Source organism: Thalassospiraceae bacterium LMO-SO8 (assembly GCA_031655335.1).
Lineage (GTDB): Bacteria > Pseudomonadota > Alphaproteobacteria > Rhodospirillales > Casp-alpha2 > UBA1479.
This window is the reverse complement of record CP134226.1, coordinates 3028538-3048830: the sequence shown is the minus strand read 5'-3', so window position 1 is coordinate 3048830 and position 20293 is coordinate 3028538. Positions and strand designations below refer to the sequence as shown.

Below are 20293 nucleotides of genomic sequence, written 5' to 3'. Positions count from 1 at the left end.
GTCAGCGCGCCGCCGTCACCATGATCTCGACCTTCCAGTCGGGCGAGGCCAGGGCCGCCTGCACGCAGGCCCGCACGGGCGTCGCCTTGGGATCGACCCAGGCGTCCCATACCTCGTTCATTTCGGCGAAACAGGCCATGTCGCTGAGCCAGATCTGCGCCTGCAATATCCGCGATTTATTGGTGCCCATTTCGGCCAGATAGGCATCGATGTTGCCCAGGATTTCGCGGGTCTGCTCGGCGACGCTGGCCCCCCGGGCCGCCCCCGTGGCGACCTGCCCCGCCAGATAGACCGTGTCGGCGGTGGCCGCGATCTGGCTCATGCGCGCACTGGCGTGGCGGCGTTCAATTTGATTCTGTTGAAGTGTCATGGGGTGGTGCCTCCCTGCACATGCTGTCCCAATCGGCCGTGTTCGGCGTTGTTATGCCGCCAAGGATACGCCGATCCCGTTACCGTTCAAAGCAAGCTTAGCTAAAGGCAGACTTAGCGGGGCTTGAGCCGCAGCAGCGCGTCGACGGCGACGACGCCCTGCCCCTCACCCCGGATCATCAGCGGATTGATCTCGGCCTCCAACACCGGCGTGTCGAGAACCGCCAGGTTGGACAGCGCCGCCACGGCCTTGGCCAGGGCCTTCAAATCGCCCGCCGGCTTGCCGCGAAATCCCCGGATCGGCGCCAGGCCCTTGACCTCTCGGATCATGGCCATGGCCTCGGCCTCGTCCACGGGTGCGGTGCGCACGGCGGCATCGTCATAGACCTCGGCCATCACGCCGCCGGGGCCGACCAGCACGATGGGCCCGGCTTCCTGGTCCAGGCGGTATCCGGCGATGACCTCGCCCATCACGCCCTGGGCCATGGACTGCACCAGAATGCCCTCGGCCTCGGGGGCGGCTTTCAAAAGCTGTTCCGCCGCGTCCCACACGCCCTCGGGCGTGTCGATGCCGAGGCGCACCAGGCCGCGTTCGGTCTTGTGCTGAATGTCACGGGCCAGGACCTTGACCGCGACCGGGAACGGCACGGCGATGGGTTCGCCCGGCGACTTGATCACCTGGGCGGGCGCGATGGGCAGGCCCAGGGCCTCGAACACCAGGGACGCCTCGCGCTCGTTCAACAGGGCTGATGGGGCGCGCGCCGCCAGGGCGTCGGCCTTTTCCTTGGCGTAGGCATCGACCTCGGGCAACGGGCGCGGGGCCGCGCGGTTGAGGAACGCCATGACCGCGTCGGCGCAGGCTTCGGGCGTGCGGAAATTGGCGATCCCGGCGTCCTGCAACAGGGCCAGCGACTTGTCCGCCTGGGGCGCGATGAAGGCGGCGACGGGTTTGGACGCCCCCGCCGCATGTTCGACGATGGGGGCCACGGCCAATTCCGGCTTGAACTGGCCCGAGGAGCCGACGACCGCGACCACGGCGTCGATCTCGTCCGCCGCCAGAAGCTGTTCGAGGGCCGCGCCGTAAACCCCTTCCCGCGTGCCCGCCATGGTCAGGTCGACCAGCGGCCCGCGTCCGATTTCCAGGCCGTGGGCGCGCAGCGCTTCGCGCACGCTGTCGGGTGCCGGCACCAGGGTCGCCCCCAGCAGGCCCAGACGGTCGGCGACCGAGGCCGCCCCGCCGCCCGTGGTGGTCACGACGGCGACGCGCTTGCCCTTGGCGGGCGGGTGGCCCAGGAACAGGGGCGGCGCCTCCAACAGGCCTTCGAGCATTTCGACCCGGGCGATGGCGTGGGCCTTGAAATAGGCGTCCGCCGCCTTGGCCGGGCCGGCGATGGCGCCCGAGTGGCTGAGCGCCAGTTCGCGCCCCGCGTCGGAGCGGCCAAGCTTGTAGGCGATCACCGGCTTGCCGGCTGCAAACGCGCGGCGCGCGGCGGCGGCGAGGACCGCGCCGTCACGCACGGCCTCAATGAACAGAAGGATGGCCTTGGTTTTCGGATCGTCGACCAGCAGGTCGACCAGTTCGCCCACGCCCAGATCGCTTTCGTTGCCGACGCCGATCATGCGGGCGAAGCCGATGCCGCGCGCGGCACCGCGCGACAACAGCGTGCCCAGGATGGTGCCGCTCTGGGAAATGAGGGACAGACCGCCCGGCTTGATCCCTTCCATTTCCAAGACGGCGTTGACCGACAGGGTCAGCGCGGACGCCGGATGAATGACGCCCATGGAATTGGGGCCGATCAGCCGCACGCCCGCCTTGCGCGCCGTGGCGACCAGGCGTTCCTGCATCCTGCGGCCGTCGTCGCCGGTTTCGGCGAAGCCGTCGGAATAGATCGTCGCGACCGGCACGCCCTTGGCGCCGCAATCGCGGATGGCGTCCTCGACATGCTTGGCCGGAACCATGACGAAGGCATGGTCGACCGGGCCCGGGACGTCAGCCACGGACTTGAACGCGGGCACGCCCTGAACCTCGTCGCGGCCCGGATTGATGGGATAGACGTCGCCGGTGAAACCGTGGGCTTTCAGGAACCGCTGCGGGCGGCCGGAATTCTTGGTCGGGTCCGCCGAGGCGCCGATCAGGGCCACGGCGCGCGGCGTGAACAATGCCCGGACCAGGGTTGCGTGATCGGCCATGTTATTTGGCCCGGGGCGGGCGCTGCGAGAAGCGGGTGTCGAACACCCCTTCGGCGATGCGGTTCTTGAGGATCTCGATGGAGCCGCCGGCGATCATCCAGCCCCGCGTGCGGCGGAAGCAGTATTCGACGATGCTGTCCTGGCTGTATCCCATGCCGCCCATGACTTGAAGCGCCTCCGACGACACCCAATGCCCGGCCTCGTTGCAGAAGGCCTTGGCGATGGCCGTTTCCTGGGCCGAGGGGAAGCCGTTGTCGGCGTTCACCGCCGCGCGGTAGAGCAGCAATTGCCCGGCGTCGAGCTTGATCTGCATTTCCGCGAACTTCCATTGCAGGCCCTGGAACTCGGCCAAGGGCCGGTCGAACTGCTTGCGCGTCAGGGCATGCTCCCGCGCCGTCTCGAAGGCGAGCCGCCCGAGGGCGAGCGAGCGCGCCGTGTTGCCGATGCGCTCCACGTTGAAGCCCGCGATCTGTTTCTTGAACCCGCCTTCGCGCAGCAGGATGTTTTCCGGCGGCACGTAAAGGTCGGTGAAGAACAGGGGCGCCCAATCGTCGCCGCCCAGGAACGGCGTCGGCTTGCCGAATTCCAGGCCCGGCGCGTCGCGCGGGATCAGCACCGATCCGATGCCGCCCACGCCCGGCCCGAAACGCACGTAGACCAGAAACACGTCGGCCTCCGGCGAATGGCTGGTGAAGCATTTCTGGCCGTTGATGCGAAGCCCCTCGCCGTCCGGCGTCGCCGTGGTGCGCAGGTCGGTCACGGCGGACCCGGCGTCGGGCTCTGTCATGCCGACGGCGATCAGGGTTTCCCCCGCCAGCAGCGGCTTCAGATAGCGTTCCTTCTGGTCCGGCGTGCCGTAGGCCGCCAGCACCCGGATCGCGCCGAAGCTGCCCGCCTGGATCACGTCGGCGGAGCGCGGGCAGTGCATGGCCACTTCCTGAATGGCGATGACCGCGTCCATCAAGCTGCCGCCCTGGCCGCCGTCCTCTTCCGCGATGGTGATGCCCAACAGGCCGTTTTCGGCCATGAGCTTGGCGACGTCACGCGGGTATTCCCCCGCATGCGCGCGTTCAAGGGCGCCCTCGGCCAGATGATCCCGGGCAAAGGCGCCGACCGCGTCCTGGAACAGACGCTGTTCTTCGGTGAGTTCGAAATTCATGGCGGATTGTATACAATTCTGGTTTCAGGATTGGAAGCGTAGGTTTAACACCGACGGCACAATTCCCCGAGACAGCGGCGCAATTCCTCAGGTCAAAAACAATGTCCGATCATAGCCAGAATTGGCGTAGCTCTCTCGGAGGCAAACCTGAAACAGGGGACTGTTCCCAGAATTCGCGCTAACAACTTAGGAACTGGCTTTAGTGAACAAAAAGATGGCCACCATCAATGTGCCAGAGACAGAGCCTAAGACGAAAAATGCAAATGATTTTCCCATTGCCCCACCATGCAACGAGACATATTTGTCGATTTCTCGCTCGGTCTCCCTGCTGGGAAGCACATCGTTCTGAATATTCTCGATGTTCAAACGCATTCCATAATATAGCGACCAACCCGCTAAAATCAGCCCACCAACGAAAAACACCAGCGGTATCGCTACAGCTGGCGTGTCTACATTGCTCGTGCCGATGAATGCTAGAACAGTTGCCGCACCACCCGCGTTCATCAAACTCAAGAAGCGGTTGAGAGCGTCTTCGTACTGATGAACCTTGTCACGGTATATAGCTTTGTATTCGGACATGCGCCCATAATATATGTCGAGAGACAGTTTTTGCATTAAAATTGCCGGAGGTCTTCCCACTACTGGCTGCTCTCGTGAGGAAGCCAACCTCGACCAACCAATCAGCGCCTTGGGTCAAACCGGACATCCCGCCCAAACATCACCCCTTAAAACTCAACTTCGCCGGCGAAATCAAAACCCCGAACTTCTCGCACCAGATCACCACATGGCCGTAAGACTTCAGGTCCAGGCCGTCGGGGATGTTGAAGTTCTGGCTGCCCTTGAAGGCGCGGAGCCTCCCTAAGTCCACGAACATGGTCTTGTCGACCTCCGTGTCCGGCGTCACGGCGTCGAGGGGCACCAGGTAGACGTGGTACTTGGGCCCGGGGCCGACCTCGAAATCCGGTTCCAGCCGCACGGCGCGGTCGTAGACCGTGACCCCGCCCCGGCCATAGTGGATGGGGTCTGACGGATTGGCGTGGATGAAGTTGCCGGTGGCGACGGGATTGGCGGCGGCGTCGGCGGGGGCGGCTTCCTGGGCCACGATGTCGGCCAGGAAGATGTAGGGATAGGCGAAGATGCCGAGGGCGGTCCCGGCGAACAGGCCCAAAAACCCGCCGGTCATGAAGATGATGAAGGCTTTTTTCATGGCGCGGCTCCTCTCCTTCGCCGGTGCGGATCAGCCATTGTCCACGCTGCGGTCCTCGATGCCAAGCACTCCCGACGGGCCGACATCGACCAGGCGGAAGGGATGCGGCGCCGAGCAGAAGGCCGGCGGCACGGAATAATGCACGCCCGTGTCCGACACGACATGGCTGCCCGGGTGGAAATGGCCGGACAGCACCGCGCGCACGCAGCCCGAGGCGTTGATGCGATCCCGGTACCAATCGGCGTCCGTGTAGTGGTAGCGCCACCGGGCGAAGGTCGGCGGGTCGATCATGTAATGCTGCACGTGGATCTGCGGCGGGCCGTCGGCGATGGCGCGTTCGAACAGCGCCCGGCCCCCGGCATCGCGTATCGGCGCCCGGTCGCCGTTCAGGTCATCGCGGAAGCAGACGAAGCGCAGGCCCGCCACGTCGCGCAGCGGGGTCTGGTCGGCGAAGGCGGTGTCGAACAATTCCGGCACGTCGTGGTTGCCCGGAACGGCGACGAAGGGCCGCCCGAGGTTTTCCAGCAGGTCGCGGAACAGGCGGTAATCGGCGACCGAGGCCGCCGCCGTTTCCGCCCGCCCGTCCGGGTCCGTGTTCGTGCCGTCGATGTATTCGTCCGGGATATCCAGCAGGTCACCCGAGACCACCACGACATCGGCGCCCAGGGCGTCGATCCGCCCGGCGAGGCGGCCGAGCACGGCGGGCATCTCGCGGGACAGGCGTTCCGGCCGCTTCGCCGTGCCCGCCAGGGCGTGGCGCAGGTGCAGGTCCGTCAGGTGGAGGATACGCGTGCGGTCCTTCATGGCGCGGACCGGGAGGCCTCAGCCCGCGGCGACGAAGGCGTCGTAGCGTTCGCCGATTTCCTCGATCGCCGCGTTGTACAGGATTTCCCCCGCCTCGATGGTCGCCTTCCTGGGGTCCGAGCCGATGCGCCCGTCGGGGAAGCGGCGGCGGTAATCGTCGCAGTCGAAGATCGGGCCGTCGCCGGCGCGGCCGGGGGTCATCGAAGCACCCTGCACGCGGGCGGCGTCCTTCTGGAACCCGTAATAGGTCAGGCTGACCTCGCCGCAGGTCGCATGCGCGCCGTCGTCGTCGCCGAAGGTTTCGGCCGAGATCTTCATGACGCTGTCGCAGTCGAACCAGTTGACCAGGGTGCAGCGCACGGGCGGGCGGTTGTCGCCGGCCCGGCCCAGGCTGTGTTCGGCATAGATTTCCGAGAACGCGGCGTTCAGGGTCGCGATGTTGCCGCCGTGGCCGTTGAGGAAAAAGAACCGTTCGAACCCGTGCTTGGCCAGCGAGTTCACGATGTCCTGGACCATGGCGATCATGGTCGAGGGCCGCAGCGTGACCGAGCCCGCGAAGCCCAGGTGGTGCTGCGCCATACCGATCGACAGCGTGGGCGCCACCATCACCTCGCGGCCTTCGGCGGCGCGCCGTTCCGACAGGCCGAAGGCGAGGATTTCCGGGCACAGCGCGTCCGTGCCGATGAAGCCCGTGGGGCCGTGCTGTTCCGTCGAGCCGACGGGGATGATCACACCCTTGGAAGCGCCGAGATAGGTTTCGACCTCGGGCCAAGTGGCGAGTTGCAGGCGCATGATCCGGCCCGCTCTTACGCGGCGTTCTGAAGTTGCAGGCGCATCCACACGTCCTTCAGCGCCGCGACCAGGTCGTCCATCACCTTGTCGTCGTGGAACGGCGATGGCGTGATGCGCAGGCGCTCCGTCCCCACCGGCACGGTCGGATAGTTGATGGGCTGGATATAGACGCCGTAGTCGTCCAGCAACATGTCCGTCGCCTGCTTGCAGCGCAGGGCGTCGCCGACCATCAGCGGCACGATATGGGTAACCGACGGCATGACCGGCAGGCCGGCCTCGACCAATAGGTCCTTCAGGCGCTGGGCCCGTTCCTGATGGCGCACGCGCAGGTCGTTGGTCGCCCGCACATGGCGGATCGAGGTGATGGCCCCGGCCACCAAGGGCGGCGGCAGGGTGGTGGTGAAGATGAAGCCGGGGGCGGCGCAGCGCACGGCGTCGACCATAGCTTCGGAACCGGCGATATAGCCGCCCATCAGACCGAAGGCCTTGGCCAGGGTGCCTTCGATCACCGTGATGCGGTCGGCGACGCCCTCGCGTTCGGAAATGCCGCCGCCGTTTTCGCCATACAGGCCCACGGCATGGACCTCGTCCAGATAGGTCATGGCGCCGTATTTGTCGGCGAGGTCGCAAATTTCCTTCATGGGGGCGATGTCGCCGTCCATGGAATAGACGCTTTCGAAGGCGATCAGCTTGGGCGCGGCCTTGGGCAGGGTTTGCAGAATTTCTTCCAGATGCGCCATGTCGTTGTGGCGGTAGATCTTCTTGGCGCAGCCCGAATGGCGGATGCCGGCGATCATCGACGCGTGGTTCAGTTCGTCCGACAGGATGATGCAGTCGGGCATCAGCTGCGCGATGGTCGAAATGGCGGCGTCGTTGGACACGTAGCCGGAGGTGAACAGCAGAGCCGCCTCCTTGCCGTGCAGGTCGGCCAGTTCCTTTTCCAGCTCGGCGTGCAGGTAGGTCGTGCCCGCGATGTTGCGGGTGCCGCCGGAGCCGACGCCCATGCGTGCCCCTGCTTCGGCAAGAGCGGCCAGCACGTCCTTGTTCTGGGCCTGGCCGAGATAGTCGTTGGAACACCAGACGACGACGTCCGAGGTCGAACCGTCGGGATGATGGCGGGTCGCGTGGGGGAAGTTCCCGGAATGCCGCTCCAGATGGGCGAACACGCGGTAGCGGCCCTCACCCTTCACCTTGTCGACGGCGTCCTGGAATACCTTTTCATAGTTCATCGCGTGTTCTCCTGCGCACCGCCTTCCCGGCGGGCGATTGCAATCCCGCCCGGAATGTCCCCGAATTCGCGCATTTTTAGGCGGATGCGGGGCAACCGTCCTTGACCGATGTCAATATTGTAAGACGCAGGATCGGCAAAGGGAATTCCCGATCACGCAGGTTTTTTTTCAAACACGGGCCCTATTCGCCCCCAGCGGCAGGCCCCGGGCCGCCGCACATTCACAAGCCGATCAAGAAAACGTGCGTTTTCCGGCGCTTGTCCCTCGGCTAAAGGTGGGGGCTTGTTAGACCCGCCGGAGCCCTTCCCCCATGACGTCCTATCTGATTGCCGCCATCGCCGCGGTCGCCGTCGCCAGTTTCCTGCTGTCGCCCAAGGTGCGCACCGCCGAGGGCTTCTTCCGCGGCGCCAATGACGACGGCGGCGCGCCGGGCCTGCTGACCCTGACCCTGTCCCAGGTCACGACCTGGATTTTCGCGCGCTCGCTGATGAACGCGGCGATCCTGGGGTTCTACTATGGCATCGCGGGCGCCCTGGCCTATGCGGCCTATTACCTGAGCTTTCTGACCGGCGGCGTGATCGTCGACCGCATCCGCTTCCGCCACGGGGCGGGCAGCGTGCAGGACTTCCTCGCCGATCATTACGGAACCATGGGCCGCTGGACCTACAACCTGGTGGTCGGCGTGCGGCTGTTGAGCGAGGTGTTCGCCAACCTTTTGGTCATCGGCATCATCTTCGGCGCGGCGGGGACCACCGGCTACACGCTCGCCATCGTCGGCATCGCCGTGCTGACCCTGGGCTATTCCATGATGGGCGGCCTGCGCGCGGCGCTGCGCACGGACGTGATGCAGACGGCCCTGCTCTACCTCGGGCTGGCGGTTTTGCTGGCCCTGACCGTGACCCGGCCCGAATTCGACATGGCGGCGGTGATCGGCTCCAGCCCCGACGCGGGCGGGCCCGGCTGGGTCCTGCTGGCGGTCGCCCTGCTGCAGATCTGGAGCTATCCCCTCCACGATCCGGTGATGATGGACCGCGGTTTCCTGGCCGACCGGGCGACGACGCGCAGAAGCTTCCTGCATGCGGCCTGGATTTCGATCCTCGGTATCCTGATCTTCGGCGTCATCGGGGTCTACGCGGGCCTCAACAAGGGCGAGGGCGAGGCCATGGTCGCCGCCCTGACCCGGCTGTTGGGCGAACCGGCCATGCTGGTGTTCAACCTGGCGCTGGTGGTCTCGGCGGTTTCGACCCTCGATTCAACCTTCGCCAGCGCGTCCAAGCTGGTCGCCGCCGACATGCGGGTGATGGCGCCGTCCCTGCGCAACGGGCGGCTGGCCATGGCCGGGTTTCTGCTGGGCGGGCTGGGATTCCTGTTCCTCGGCAACAAGGACCTGTTCGCCGCCGTCGCCGTGTCGGGCACGGCGTCCATGTTCCTGGCCCCCGTGGTGCTGTTCAACGTCATGGGCGGCCTGCGCATCCAGGCCTGGGCCTACGGTTTCGCCTTCGCGCTGGCGATCGCCGGGGGGGCGCTTTACATGCTGGAAGCCGGCGGCCACGTGGCGCTGATCGAGCCCCTGTTCGGGCTCGGCCACAAATACGCCAAGCTGCTGGTGATCTGCGGCGCGGTCCTGGCCGGGGGCTGCGGGGCCTTCGCCCTGTCGCTGGCGGTCGCGGGCCGGCGGCGGGCGGCGACCTGATCCCCCTTTAAAATTTCCAGACAGGACACGCGTTTTGGGATAATAGAGGCGCCATGAGCACCTCCCCCTCGAAAGCCGTGGGCAAATCCGCCGCCAAACCGCGCCGGAAAGCGCCCGCAATGGCCGCCCCCAAGGTCGGCCTGGTCAGCCTCGGTTGTCCCAAGGCGCTGGTCGATTCCGAACGCATCATGACGCGCCTGCGCGCCGAAGGCTACGACCTGGTCGACAGCTACGACGGCGCCGATCTGGTCATCGTCAATACCTGCGCCTTCCTGGAAACGGCCCGCGACGAATCCCTGGAAGCCATCGGCGAGGCCATGGCGGAAAACGGCAAGGTCGTGGTCACCGGCTGCCTCGGCGTGCACGAGAACCTGATCCGCGAAATCCATCCGGGCGTGCTCGCCGTGACCGGCCCGCATCAGTATGAATCGGTGATGACCGCCGTCCACCAGGCGCTGCCGCCGACCCATGACCCTTACGTGGACCTGCTGCCGCCCCAGGGCATCAAGCTGACGCCGCGCCATTACGCCTATCTGAAGATTTCCGAGGGCTGCAACAACAAGTGCACCTTCTGCATCATCCCCAGCCTGCGCGGCCCGCTCGCCAGCCGTCCCATCGGTGACGTGCTGAAGGAAGCCGAAGGTTTGGCCGAGGCCGGGGTCAAGGAGATCCTGGTGATCTCCCAGGACACCAGCGCCTACGGCATCGACGCCAAGTTTCCCCGCGAGGAATGGCGCGGAAAGGAATACCGCACCCGCTTTCTCGATCTCTGCAAGGGCCTGTCGGAACTGGGTCTTTGGACCCGGCTTCACTACGTCTATCCCTATCCGCACGTCGACGAGGTCATCCCCATGATGGCCGAGGGCAAGATCCTGCCCTATCTGGACATCCCGTTTCAGCATGCCAGCCCGAACGTGCTTAAGGCCATGCGACGTCCCGCCCATCAGGAACGCACGCTGGAGCGGATCAAGGGTTGGCGCCGCGACTGCCCGGATCTGGTTCTGCGCTCGACCTTCATCGTCGGCTTCCCCGGCGAGACCGAGGACGATTTCGACTTCCTGCTCGACTGGCTGCAGGAGGCCGAACTCGACCGCGTCGGCTGCTTCAAATACGAGAACGTCGCGGGGGCCCGGGCGCAGGCGCTCGGCGATCATCTGGACGAGGACGAAAAACAGGACCGCTGGGAACGCCTGATGGAGGTCCAGCAGGACATCAGCGCCAGGCGACTTGCGCGGCTGGTCGGCCGCGACCTGGACGTGCTGATCGACGAGGCCGGCGACGCGGGTGGCCCGGCCGTCGGGCGCTGTTATGCGGATGCGCCGGAAATCGACGGCGCCGTGCGTGTATCCGGCGGGAAAAACCTGCGTCCGGGCGACATGGTCCGGGTCCGGATCACGGGCGCCGACGAATATGACCTGACCGGCGACGTGACGTCCCGGGGCTGACCCCGCCGCGGACTACCCGTTCGACGCCCGGCGGTGACGCGGGGCGTTGGGATCGTGGGTATTGCGGGTGTCCATGCGATCCAGGATTTCACGCATCAGGCCGACGCATTCCTTAAGTTCCTTGATATCCTGGCGCATGGTGCGGATCGCCGTTTCCTGGTCTTCGGCGTTCTGCGACATGATCTGGCGCAGGGTCGTCATCCGCTGGTCCTGCTGCTGCAAGGCCACGGCCAGTTTGACTTCGTTATCCGCGAGTTTCTGATTGACCAGGGCCTGAAGGCGCTTGGCCACCTCGGCCGAGGTCAGCAAGGCGACGACGCCGATAATGACCGCGATCCCGGCAGCTATCGTCGCCAAATCGGCGAAAGACGAGGCTTCACCCATTCCATCACCCCGAACATTTATCTTCCACGCCTGATTTAGTAACGGCGGGATAGATCGTTACGGCCATTCTGGCCCCAAACCCGGCCTTTCAGGAGCCGGGGATGCATTCACGCAACCCCATGCCGGGACAAGGCACCGGATTAGCGTCTACACATATTAGTCCGCGAAAGGCGATGCTGAAACAAAACTTTCTTTAGGCTTCACTTTCGCCGTAAATCCGCGCTCCTCGTCCGTCGGGATGACCCGGCGCACGTTGCGCACATCGTCGAGGGCGTTGCTGAAGGCGTTCAGACGTTGGCGCAGCTCGTCCGCACCCGCAGACGTGGCCTTGAACCGCTCCTCCATCTCGCTCAGGGCGTCCCCCAGGACGCGGCGCTGGCGTTTCAGTTCGTGGTCCTGCTTGTCGAGACTCTTGAGAAGTTCCAGCTCGGACTGTTCGAACCGGGCGTCGATCAACGTCGTCACCCTGCGCGACATTTCCGCGGAAACCATCAACGCGATGACCCCGAATACGATACCGGCGGCGCCCAGGATAATGCCCAAATAGGCCGTCATGCCGCTCATGTTTCTCACCCTTTCAATATGCAGGCCGCCCGTGGTTGTTGTAGGGTCTTCGCCGACATATGCATGATTCACCGGTCTGAATTTTATCCGGCTTTCGGCCTTGGTGCTGTGACCGGCCTCACTTGGTTAAATTAATTTAATTATTTGAATGGGTTAACATGAGAGCCGCCGTCATTCCCGTCACCCCGTTGCAGCAGAACTGTTCCCTGGTGTGGTGCGAAACTACCCTGAAGGCGGCCTTTGTCGATCCGGGCGGCGAGATCGATCGCCTGAAGGCCGCTGTGGACGAAGCAGGCGTGACACTGGAGAAGATTCTGGTCACCCATGGCCATCTCGACCATGCGGGCGCCGTCGCCGATCTGGCCGATGAATTCGGTCTGCCCATCGAAGGCCCGCACCCGGAAGACAAGTTCTGGATCGACCAATTGCCGACCCAGGGCCGGGAATACGGGTTCGGCGATTTGCGGGCCTTCACGCCCGACCGCTGGCTGCACCAGGGCGACACCTGCACCGTCGGCGATCAGACCTTCGACGTGCTGCATTGCCCGGGGCACACGCCGGGCCATGTCGTGTTCTTTCATGCGGGCGAGCGCGTCGCCTTTGTCGGGGACGTGCTGTTCCAGGGTTCCATCGGGCGTTCCGACTTTCCGCGCGGCGATTTCGACACCCTGATCAAGTCCATCCGCGAGAATCTGTTCCCGCTTGGCGACGACGTCACCTTCGTGCCCGGCCACGGGCCGCTGTCGACCTTCGGGCACGAGCGGGAAAGCAATCCTTACGTCGCCGACCGCCTGTTCGCGCGGAACACCGGCTGATATCGGACGGGCCTGCGGCAATGAAACATATCCTGCTGCTGGCCGACGCCGACGAACTGCCGGGCCTGACCCGGATTTTCTGGGACGCGGCCCCGGATGCGCGGGTTCAGGGCGTCAGCACCCGCGACGAATTGGAGCAGGCGACGGCGGCCCCCGCCGATGATCTGCGCCTGATCGCCTTCTGCACGGACGTGATCGTGCCCGAGACGGTTCTGGGCCGCCTGACCGGCCCGGCCTACAACGTCCACCCCGGTCCGCCCTGGGTGCGCGGCATCTATCCTTCCGTGTTCGCGCTATATGACGGGCTGGACCGCTTCGGGGCGACCCTGCATGAACTGACCATGAAGATCGACGCCGGCCCCATCGTCGCCGTCGACGACGCCGTCATCACGCCCGCCATGGACCGCCTGGCGCTGGAAACCCTGGCCCGCGACCTGGTCACCGGATTGCTCACGCGCATGGCCCCGGACCTTCTGATGATCGACGGCCCTCTGCCCCATCTCGATGCCCAATGGTCGGGACCGGCCTGGTCGAGGAAGGATTTCGACGCCCTCTGCCACCTACCCGGCGATATCGACGAGGCCGAGTTCCGCCGCCGCCTGCGGGCGGTCGGCGAAGGCCCCAACCATGCGCTTTATTTCGAAACCTTCGGGCGCCGATTCTCCCTGGCCCCGCCGGCCCGGACCGGCCCCGTGGTCAAGGGCGGCCGGCCCGTTGAATCCTGACCTTTCCCCTCAACCCTGCCGGTATCCCATTCAATTGTTGAGCCTTTTTCCGGGTTAAGGGTTTCCCTCCCGGGCCTCCGCTTGTACCCTTGGGGGGATTCTTCAATCGGTCCGCTCTGAGTACGCGTGGCTTGTCCACCGTCGTCTCGAAGTCTCGTTGCTTGGTGACGTTCTGTTGAAGCCGATGACAACGAAAGGAAGCGAACAGATGAAGCAGGCAGCGACCGGGGATACCCTGCGTGTCCACTACACGGGAACCCTGGATGACGGCACGACCTTCGACACCTCGAAAGACCGCGCCCCCATGGAAGTCACCCTGGGCGGCGGCCAGATCCTCCCGGGGGTCGAGGCCGCCCTGGCCGGCATGGCCGAAGGCGATACGAAAAAAGTCACCCTGGAACCCGACGACGCCTTCGGCGACCACAACCCGGACCTGGTCCAAACCGTGGCGCGCGGGACCATTCCGGCGGAAATCCCCCTGGAAGTCGGCGCCGTCCTGGAAGCGACAAACGAGACGGGCAATCCGATGCATCTGGTCGTCCTCGAATTCAACGACGAGGACGTGACGCTGGACGCCAACCACCCTCTGGCAGGCAAGGCGCTGACGTTCGAACTGACCCTGGTCGAATTCGCCTAATCCAGATCTGCCGCCTTCGGGAGCCCCCGCGTCAGTCCGCCCGTGGCGGGCCGGCGCGCAGGCGCCCAGGCAGCAGGGCCGCGACGGCGATGAAGGCGACGCCAAGGGCAAGACCGACCCATTCGCCGGATATACCGTCCAGCATGGCCGGGTAACTGGTGCCGGAAAGCGGCCCCAGGGTCGCCTTGCCGCCCAGCACATGGTCCAGCGCGCCGGTCGATTTGACCCAGGCGTAGGTCGCCATGTAGGCGGCCGCGCCGACCAGCCCGCCAAGCACGAACACGACGCCGTCCCAGCGCCCCGTGGCGGCGGCGGCAAGACCGGTGCCCGGGCAGTACCCGGACAGGGCGAAGCCGAGCCCCAGCAGCAGACCGCCGATGAACACGCCCCAATAGGCATCCTTGACGTCGAGATGTCCGGGATCGACGATCCCCAGCATCAGCCCTGCGTAAAGCAGGACCGAGGCCGCGCCGATGGCGAGAAAGATGGTCTTCGCCAGGTGCAGGTTGGACAGCCGCAGCATGCCGATGATGACATTCGGGTTGGTCGCGCCGATACGGTCCAGCACGAAGCCGAAGGCGCCGCCGATGACGATGGCGAGAATCAGGGTGGTCATGGCTCAACCCTCCTTGCGGTAGATCAGGATCGCCGCCGGCACGGCGGCCAGGAACACACCGGCCGTGAAGATGTAGGCCGACATGGCGGTCTGCATCATGCCGCTCATCATATGACCGGAGGTGCACCCGCCGGCCAGCCGCGCGCCGTAAAGCACGATGAACCCGGCGGCGAAGGCCGCGATCTGCCGTTTCCACGCCACGTCGCCGAAGTTAGCGCGCCACACGGCCGGTGCGGCGCGTTCCTCGCGGGACACACCGCCCCGCAGCAAGGCCGACACCGCCGCCCCACCCATCAGGGCGAGCACGAACACAAAGCTGTAGTTCCAGGGATTGGCCACGTTCTTGGCGTACTTGCCGCCCGACTTGTTCAAATAGGCGTTGGGGCTGGCGTAACCGCTTTTGGCATCCTTGGACGTCACCACCGCGCTGTCGTCGACGGCATCCCACAAGATGCCGTCGAAGATCACGAACTGGGTCGATACGCCGACCGGCTTGACCAGCAAGACCGCGGCGAAGAACACGGCACCCAACAGAATGCCGCCGGTTTTCCAGGATAGAATCATCCCGCCGTCCTCCATTTATCGGGAAAAGGCCTTGGCCTTATTGGGCCTTCGTCACGGGACAGGTCGATATCCCGAACAGGGAATAGGCCGGACAGGTCGAGAACAACCCCGTCGCCAAGGGCACGACGCCGATCAGCGTCCACATGCGCCAGGGTTCTTCCGGGAACAGGAAGAACAAGGCCAAAAGGGCAACACCCACGACGACCCGCAACAGACGGTCGATGCCGCCGACATTTTTCTTGAACATGAACGGAACTCCTTCTCGTTCGAATGGCATGAAATCAAGCCTACGCCCCACCCGGAGCGCCGCATTGACCCTAGTCAATCAGAACGCAGGGAATTCGTCGGTGACATGGTCACAAAGGCTGGAGCATGCGGTCGTGGTCAGGAAATCAGCGCCGCCAACCCCGCGCGGTCGGCAACCCGGATCGTGCCCCGGTCCAGCGACACGAACCCCTTTCTGGCCAGCGCCTCGAGACGCCGCGACACCACCTCGCGCACGGAGCCGATTGCCGTCGCCAGTTCCTGATGGGTCGTGCGGACCACGCCGTCGTGATCGGCACGCTCCAGCAAAGCCGCGGCCAGGCGTTCCTCGATCCGGATGAACGCAACCCGTTCCAGGACCTGCATGACCGATTGCAGGCGTTTGGCGAAGGATTGAAAGACGAAGGTGCGAAAGGCTTCCGACCTTCCCAGCAGACCAAGGAACAGGGATTTGGGGATCATCACCGCCTCGACATCCGTCTCGGCGACCGCTTCGGCGGAATAGTCGTTCTCGCCCAGCAGGCCCAGGGTGCTCTGCACGCAGGATTCACCGGGCGTGATGCTGTACAGCAGAATTTCACGCCCCGTCGCGCCGGTCAGATAGACATCGACCCGGCCGCCGATCAGCACCCCGAAACAGGTCACCTCGTCACCGGGCCGGAACAGCACCTGTCCCTTGGGGATGGTGATCGGGCGGACCGCCTCGAGCTGTCGGCGCGTTTCCGGATCCAGATCGTCCAGCCCCGGCGCACGGTCAATCCAATGGGATGCGGCGGTCATGCGCCCTGCCCCGCCGACAAAACGGGTGGCGCGGGCGGTTCGGGTGGCTCGGCGGGCGGCGCGGCTTCACTTTCAATGCCGCCCGCGGCGGCCCGCCGAATGGCGGCGATGCGCTTGCAGGCCCGGTCGATCAGATGGGCCATTTCCTTGAAGTCGTGCAGGGTGTCCAAGGCGATCTCCGCTTGACCGGCGCTCAGATCGCCGCGTGATGCGGCGGTGAGAAACGTGCTCTTCAGGCGATTATAGACCGGAAGTGTCCCATCTTCGGACGGAGACGAGCCCGATCCATCGACAAAAAGGCGTTCGGCGGCATCGATCTGCGCCGCGACGAGGGTGGCATAACCGATGATCTGGCTTTTCACGTCCTCGGGCAGGCCGGCGATCTCGGCCCGGCGGCCGGCCACCGCCAAGCCCATGTCGGCGATGCCGGACAGATGCATCAGGGCGCGGATCGGATGCGGCAGCGCTTCGGCCACGGCCTGGGCGTTCTTGGCGGCGCTCAGCTTCTGCACATAGGTGACGATGGCGTCGTTCAGGCCGTCGATGATCCCGCGCCGCCGCCACAGGCGGTCTGCCGACGCCGTGGGGTCAAGCAATGCCGCCCGCGCGATCACGAACGCAACCGCCGCGACGCGCCTCAGTTCCAGCACGATGGCGTCCAGCGCCAACATCGGAAGCTCAAGCCCCGTGTTGTCCAGGTGACGGGGCCGGGCCTCGTCTTCCTCGGCCGTGACGAAGCGAGCCGCCAGCCAGGCTTCCAGACGCGACGCCAAAGGCCACATCAGCACGACACCCAGCACATTGAAAACGGTATGGAACAGGGCCAAGGCCGCCGTCGAGCCCGCACCGGCCGTCAGGGTCTTTTCCGTCGCCTCGACGATCAACAACAGCACCGGCAGCAACAACAGCGCCACGGCCCCCGTCAGGACGTTAAACACGACATGGCTGACGGCCACGCGCTTGGCGTTGGATGTGGCCCCCAGCACCGCCAGGGCCGCCGTGGTGGTCGTGCCGACATTGGCGCCGATGACCAGCGACGCCCCCGCCTCCACCGTCAGGATCCCGCCGGCCGCCGCCGTCAGAGCGATGGCGATCACGGCGCTGGACGACTGGACGAGGGTCGTCATGACGATCCCGATCGCCACGAACATGACGTCGTTGAGGATGCCGCCGCTCACGAAGGCGCCCAGGTCGACGGCCTGTCCCAGGCCGGCAAAGGTCGCCTTCAGGGTCGAAATGCCCAGGAAGAACACGCCGAACCCGGCCAGCGCGTCGCCAAAGGCGCCGCGCCGGGTCGAGCCCCCGGTCAGGGACAGCAGCATGCCGATGCCGAGCAACGGCAGGGCGAAGGCCTCGATCTTGATGTCGAACCCAACCAGGGCGACGACCCAGCCGGTCATGGTGGTGCCGACGTTGGACCCGAAGATCACCCACATGGCCTGCCCCAGGGTCAGCACGCCCGCGTTGACGAAGCCGATGGAAGCCACGGTGACGGCGCTTGAGGATTGCACGATGCCGGTGATCAGCACGCCCGACCAAAGGGCGCGCGCCCGGGTCCGCGTCCAGCGCGTCAGCACGTCGCGCAACATGCCGCCCGCGGCGAGTTTCAGGCCGTCGGTCATCAGGCGCATGCCGAGCAGGAAAAGGCCGATACCCCCGATGGCACCGCCGATGAGAACCAGATTCATGGACCCGCACACGATCAACATTGAAGGAGTTTCGAGGATAGCGCCCTTCGGCCGGACATCAAGCCGGGTTCGCCGTGTCCTTGTCCGTCCTCAGTCCGTTCACCGGTCGGTCGCCGGGCAGGTCGTAGGGCCGCAGGTACAGGAAGGCGGCGATGCCCAAGGGCATGATGATCGCCAGATGTCCGAACGCCAGAACCCAGCCCGTGACACCGGCCCCGCCCGCGAGGTCGAGCACGATGCCGAACACCAACGGCCCAAGAAAGCCGCCGATGTAGCCGATCGTCGAATGCACGGCGAGCGTCGCCCCCCGGCGGCCCGGCTCGGCGCTGCCGGAAGTGCCGGCCGTGAGCGCCGAGGAGTCCGCATAGACCGCGACGTTGTACATAAGGCAGAGCGCGACCGCGAGGCCGTAGCCCACCGCCGCCGCCCAGCCGATGCCCAGCGCGAAGATCATCGCCACCGCCATCACGGCCAGGACCACCCGTTGGCGGCCGAGGCGAATGCACATCTCGTTGCCGCCGACGCTCGACCAGGTGCCGAGCACGCCCATGGCGAAGGCGATGGAGGTCGGCGCGAGCAACCCCTCGCCGCCGCCCCAGGCCGCCGCCGTGAAGGTCAGGAAGGTCACCCCCCAGGAACGCAGGGTGAACAATTCCCAGCAATGGGCGCCGTAGCCGATGGCATAGGCGAGCGCCGAACGGTTGCGCAGCACCGGGCGGAAATCGAACAAGGCCGGGCGGTCAAGCACCGGCGCGCCCGGGACGGCGGCCGGTTTCGCGGGCTGGCCGGGCACGGCGAAAGCCATGATCAGAAACGCGCCCATGGTGCAGATGCCGGCCCCGCCGAACACCCAGGGCCAGGGGGCGAAGCTGACGATGGTGCCCGCGAACAGAAACGACAGGGCCCCGCTGAACCCGACACCCGCGGCATGCCAGGACACGCCGCGGGTCTGGGCCTTGCCCTCCAGCCGGTCGGACAACACCTTGAGCCCAGGCATGTAGCAGCCGGCCCAGGCCATGCCGGCGAGGGCGCGCAGAAACAGCGCCGACCAGAACCCGTCAGCCAGAAAAGCGTAACCCAGATGGGTCAGGGTCGTCAGGGTGACGCAGACCAGATAGAGGCGCTTGGGATCAATGCGGTCGGTCAGGCTGACCAGGATCGGCACGGCGCAGACATAGGACGCAGCCCACATGCCGGTCAGCCATCCGGCCTCCGTATTGGTCAGGTTCCATTCGGCGATGAAGATGGGCAGCAGCGCCGGCACCGTATAGGCGCCGATCTGCGCCAGAAGCTGCGCCATGAAGACGGCAAAGATAAGCCGGGTCGCCGACATCACGTGGTCCTTGGTCTTTGCGTCGGATTGCCGGAGGTCCGGCCGAGTTGGAATTGTAACTGGTAGAATGTCTCCGTCACCGCGTCAAAGCGGTTTCTCGCCATGACGCCGGCGGCTAGACTCCACCGCCATGCGCTTTTTCACCTCCGACCGTTTTGTCATTCCCCTTCCCGACGGCCACAGCTTTCCGGGGCGGAAGTACATCCTGCTGCGCGAACACCTGGTGCGCGAGGGCATCCTGGCGACGGACAGCATCCTCCCCTCGCCCATGGCCGAGGCGGACGACATCGCCCGCGCCCATGACGCCGATTACATAACGGCGGTGCGCGACGGCCGCCTGGACGCCCAGGCCCAGCGCCGCATCGGCCTGCCGTGGAGCCGCAATCTGGTCGACCGGGTGACGGCAACCATGGGCGGTGCCGTGGCGGCGGCGGAAGCGGCGCTGGAATTCGGCCTGTCAGGCCAGCTTGCCGGCGGCACCCATCACGCCCATCGGGATTTCGGCGCGGGATACTGCATTTTCAACGATTTCGCGATCGCCGCGCTGAAGGTCCTGGCCGAAGGCTGGGCCCGGCGCGTTGCCATCATCGACCTGGACGTCCACCAGGGCGACGGCAACGCCGCCATCCTGACCGGCCATCCGGACGTCTTCGTGTTTTCCATGCAGGGAGAAAAGAACTTCCCGCACCATCGGGTCGCCTCGGACCTGGACGTCGACCTGCCGGACGGCACAGAGGACGCGGCCTACCTCAAGGCCCTGGCTGAGCACCTGCCCGCCGTGTTCGACTTCCGCCCGGACCTGGTGCTCTATCAGGCCGGGGTCGATCCCTTGGCCGAGGACCGATTGGGCCGCCTCGCCCTGACCCTGAACGGATTGGCCAAACGCGACCGCCTGGTGCTCACGGAATGCCGAAGCCGGGGAATCCCCGTTGCTCTAGGCCTCGGCGGCGGCTATGCCAACCCCATAGAATTGTCGGTACACGCCTACGCCAACACCTATGCCGTGGCAAAAGACGTCTATCGGTTCTAAAGGGG

The 20293-nt window shown here is 65.6% G+C and carries 22 protein-coding genes; 6 read left to right on the top strand and 16 right to left on the bottom strand.

Translation table 11 applies throughout. The annotated features are described in order from the left end of the window. Position 1: 1 nt before the first annotated feature. The 8 genes from RJ527_14605 to hemA form a co-directional block, all read right to left on the bottom strand. A complete protein-coding gene (locus RJ527_14605; protein WND78070.1) occupies positions 2-322 on the bottom strand; it encodes a RidA family protein in 321 nt (106 codons plus the stop codon). A 161-nt stretch (positions 323-483) separates the two neighbouring features. Beyond that, positions 484-2559, bottom strand: a complete 2076-nt coding sequence (locus RJ527_14600) for an acetate--CoA ligase family protein (GenBank protein ID WND75254.1) — start codon at positions 2557-2559, stop codon at positions 484-486. Position 2560: 1 nt separating this feature from the next. Continuing rightward, positions 2561-3718, bottom strand: a complete 1158-nt coding sequence (locus tag RJ527_14595) for an acyl-CoA dehydrogenase (protein ID WND75253.1) — start codon at positions 3716-3718, stop codon at positions 2561-2563. A 186-nt stretch (positions 3719-3904) separates the two neighbouring features. Next, positions 3905-4333 carry a hypothetical protein gene (locus RJ527_14590; GenBank protein WND75252.1) on the bottom strand — a complete coding sequence of 143 codons (429 nt, stop codon included), beginning with the start codon at positions 4331-4333 and terminating at the stop codon, positions 3905-3907. Between the two features lie 103 nt (positions 4334-4436). Continuing rightward, on the bottom strand, positions 4437-4925 hold the full coding sequence (locus tag RJ527_14585; GenBank protein ID WND75251.1) for a DM13 domain-containing protein: 489 nt from the start codon (positions 4923-4925) through the stop codon (positions 4437-4439). Between the two features lie 30 nt (positions 4926-4955). Next, entirely contained in the window at positions 4956-5729 is a 774-nt protein-coding gene (locus RJ527_14580; GenBank protein WND75250.1) for a metallophosphoesterase, read from the bottom strand. An 18-nt stretch (positions 5730-5747) separates the two neighbouring features. Next, on the bottom strand, positions 5748-6521 hold the full coding sequence (locus RJ527_14575) for a creatininase family protein (GenBank protein ID WND75249.1): 774 nt from the start codon (positions 6519-6521) through the stop codon (positions 5748-5750). Positions 6522-6535: 14 nt separating this feature from the next. Continuing rightward, positions 6536-7750 (bottom strand): 5-aminolevulinate synthase, encoded by a 1215-nt coding sequence (hemA, locus tag RJ527_14570; protein WND75248.1) that lies wholly within the window; start codon positions 7748-7750, stop codon positions 6536-6538. 310 nt (positions 7751-8060) lie between these two features. On the opposite strand from hemA, the gene RJ527_14565 reads away from it, so the two are divergent. Together RJ527_14565 and rimO are read left to right on the top strand one after the other, a co-directional pair. Next, the gene (locus RJ527_14565) at positions 8061-9443 is read left to right on the top strand and encodes a hypothetical protein (GenBank protein WND75247.1); all 1383 of its coding nucleotides are present in this window, start codon (positions 8061-8063) and stop codon (positions 9441-9443) included. Positions 9444-9562: 119 nt separating this feature from the next. Further along, a complete protein-coding gene (gene rimO / locus RJ527_14560) occupies positions 9563-10888 on the top strand; it encodes a 30S ribosomal protein S12 methylthiotransferase RimO (GenBank protein ID WND78069.1) in 1326 nt (441 codons plus the stop codon). A 12-nt stretch (positions 10889-10900) separates the two neighbouring features. Here the strand turns inward: rimO and RJ527_14555 are convergent, their stop codons facing one another. Then, complete coding sequence (locus RJ527_14555; protein ID WND75246.1) at positions 10901-11272, bottom strand: hypothetical protein; 372 nt, start codon at positions 11270-11272, stop codon at positions 10901-10903. Positions 11273-11428: 156 nt separating this feature from the next. Continuing rightward, complete coding sequence (locus RJ527_14550) at positions 11429-11836, bottom strand: hypothetical protein (GenBank protein ID WND75245.1); 408 nt, start codon at positions 11834-11836, stop codon at positions 11429-11431. Positions 11837-11994: 158 nt separating this feature from the next. Between RJ527_14550 and RJ527_14545 the strand changes: the two genes are divergently transcribed. From RJ527_14545 to RJ527_14535, 3 genes are all read left to right on the top strand, one after another. Then, a complete protein-coding gene (locus RJ527_14545) occupies positions 11995-12651 on the top strand; it encodes an MBL fold metallo-hydrolase (GenBank protein WND75244.1) in 657 nt (218 codons plus the stop codon). 20 nt (positions 12652-12671) lie between these two features. After that, on the top strand, positions 12672-13376 hold the full coding sequence (locus RJ527_14540) for a formyltransferase family protein (protein ID WND75243.1): 705 nt from the start codon (positions 12672-12674) through the stop codon (positions 13374-13376). Positions 13377-13584: 208 nt separating this feature from the next. Continuing rightward, positions 13585-14013, top strand: coding sequence for a peptidylprolyl isomerase (locus RJ527_14535; GenBank protein ID WND75242.1), 429 nt, complete (start codon positions 13585-13587; stop codon positions 14011-14013). Positions 14014-14044: 31 nt separating this feature from the next. On the opposite strand, the gene RJ527_14530 is transcribed toward RJ527_14535, so the two are convergent. The 6 genes from RJ527_14530 to RJ527_14505 form a co-directional block, all read right to left on the bottom strand. Continuing rightward, positions 14045-14629 carry a YeeE/YedE thiosulfate transporter family protein gene (locus RJ527_14530; protein WND75241.1) on the bottom strand — a complete coding sequence of 195 codons (585 nt, stop codon included), beginning with the start codon at positions 14627-14629 and terminating at the stop codon, positions 14045-14047. A 3-nt stretch (positions 14630-14632) separates the two neighbouring features. Beyond that, entirely contained in the window at positions 14633-15193 is a 561-nt protein-coding gene (locus RJ527_14525) for a YeeE/YedE thiosulfate transporter family protein (protein WND75240.1), read from the bottom strand. A 37-nt stretch (positions 15194-15230) separates the two neighbouring features. After that, positions 15231-15440 carry a DUF2892 domain-containing protein gene (locus RJ527_14520; protein WND75239.1) on the bottom strand — a complete coding sequence of 70 codons (210 nt, stop codon included), beginning with the start codon at positions 15438-15440 and terminating at the stop codon, positions 15231-15233. A 137-nt stretch (positions 15441-15577) separates the two neighbouring features. Further along, on the bottom strand, positions 15578-16237 hold the full coding sequence (locus tag RJ527_14515) for a Crp/Fnr family transcriptional regulator (GenBank protein ID WND75238.1): 660 nt from the start codon (positions 16235-16237) through the stop codon (positions 15578-15580). Then, entirely contained in the window at positions 16234-17925 is a 1692-nt protein-coding gene (locus tag RJ527_14510; protein WND75237.1) for a Na/Pi symporter, read from the bottom strand. Before RJ527_14510 ends, RJ527_14515 begins: the two co-directional genes overlap by 4 nt. Before the next feature lie 58 nt (positions 17926-17983). Then, positions 17984-19258, bottom strand: coding sequence for an MFS transporter (locus RJ527_14505; protein ID WND75236.1), 1275 nt, complete (start codon positions 19256-19258; stop codon positions 17984-17986). 130 nt (positions 19259-19388) lie between these two features. Here RJ527_14505 and RJ527_14500 point away from each other — a divergent pair, with 130 nt between their 5' ends. Then, positions 19389-20288 carry a histone deacetylase gene (locus RJ527_14500; GenBank protein ID WND75235.1) on the top strand — a complete coding sequence of 300 codons (900 nt, stop codon included), beginning with the start codon at positions 19389-19391 and terminating at the stop codon, positions 20286-20288. Positions 20289-20293: the final 5 nt, after the last annotated feature.

Bases quoted from the DNA above. Each gene is read 5' to 3' on its own strand.
- RJ527_14605 (WND78070.1), bottom strand. From the start codon at position 322: ATGAGCCAGATCGCGGCCACCGCCGACACGGTCTATCTGGCGGGGCAG.
- RJ527_14600 (WND75254.1), bottom strand. From the start codon at position 2,559: ATGGCCGATCACGCAACCCTGGTCCGGGCATTGTTCACGCCGCGCGCC.
- RJ527_14595 (WND75253.1), bottom strand. From the start codon at position 3,718: ATGAATTTCGAACTCACCGAAGAACAGCGTCTGTTCCAGGACGCGGTC.
- RJ527_14590 (WND75252.1), bottom strand. From the start codon at position 4,333: ATGCAAAAACTGTCTCTCGACATATATTATGGGCGCATGTCCGAATAC.
- RJ527_14585 (WND75251.1), bottom strand. From the start codon at position 4,925: ATGAAAAAAGCCTTCATCATCTTCATGACCGGCGGGTTTTTGGGCCTG.
- RJ527_14580 (WND75250.1), bottom strand. From the start codon at position 5,729: ATGAAGGACCGCACGCGTATCCTCCACCTGACGGACCTGCACCTGCGC.
- RJ527_14575 (WND75249.1), bottom strand. From the start codon at position 6,521: ATGCGCCTGCAACTCGCCACTTGGCCCGAGGTCGAAACCTATCTCGGC.
- hemA (WND75248.1), bottom strand. From the start codon at position 7,750: ATGAACTATGAAAAGGTATTCCAGGACGCCGTCGACAAGGTGAAGGGT.
- RJ527_14565 (WND75247.1), top strand. From the start codon at position 8,061: ATGACGTCCTATCTGATTGCCGCCATCGCCGCGGTCGCCGTCGCCAGT.
- rimO (WND78069.1), top strand. From the start codon at position 9,563: ATGGCCGCCCCCAAGGTCGGCCTGGTCAGCCTCGGTTGTCCCAAGGCG.
- RJ527_14555 (WND75246.1), bottom strand. From the start codon at position 11,272: ATGGGTGAAGCCTCGTCTTTCGCCGATTTGGCGACGATAGCTGCCGGG.
- RJ527_14550 (WND75245.1), bottom strand. From the start codon at position 11,836: ATGAGCGGCATGACGGCCTATTTGGGCATTATCCTGGGCGCCGCCGGT.
- RJ527_14545 (WND75244.1), top strand. From the start codon at position 11,995: ATGAGAGCCGCCGTCATTCCCGTCACCCCGTTGCAGCAGAACTGTTCC.
- RJ527_14540 (WND75243.1), top strand. From the start codon at position 12,672: ATGAAACATATCCTGCTGCTGGCCGACGCCGACGAACTGCCGGGCCTG.
- RJ527_14535 (WND75242.1), top strand. From the start codon at position 13,585: ATGAAGCAGGCAGCGACCGGGGATACCCTGCGTGTCCACTACACGGGA.
- RJ527_14530 (WND75241.1), bottom strand. From the start codon at position 14,629: ATGACCACCCTGATTCTCGCCATCGTCATCGGCGGCGCCTTCGGCTTC.
- RJ527_14525 (WND75240.1), bottom strand. From the start codon at position 15,193: ATGATTCTATCCTGGAAAACCGGCGGCATTCTGTTGGGTGCCGTGTTC.
- RJ527_14520 (WND75239.1), bottom strand. From the start codon at position 15,440: ATGTTCAAGAAAAATGTCGGCGGCATCGACCGTCTGTTGCGGGTCGTC.
- RJ527_14515 (WND75238.1), bottom strand. From the start codon at position 16,237: ATGACCGCCGCATCCCATTGGATTGACCGTGCGCCGGGGCTGGACGAT.
- RJ527_14510 (WND75237.1), bottom strand. From the start codon at position 17,925: ATGAATCTGGTTCTCATCGGCGGTGCCATCGGGGGTATCGGCCTTTTC.
- RJ527_14505 (WND75236.1), bottom strand. From the start codon at position 19,258: ATGTCGGCGACCCGGCTTATCTTTGCCGTCTTCATGGCGCAGCTTCTG.
- RJ527_14500 (WND75235.1), top strand. From the start codon at position 19,389: ATGCGCTTTTTCACCTCCGACCGTTTTGTCATTCCCCTTCCCGACGGC.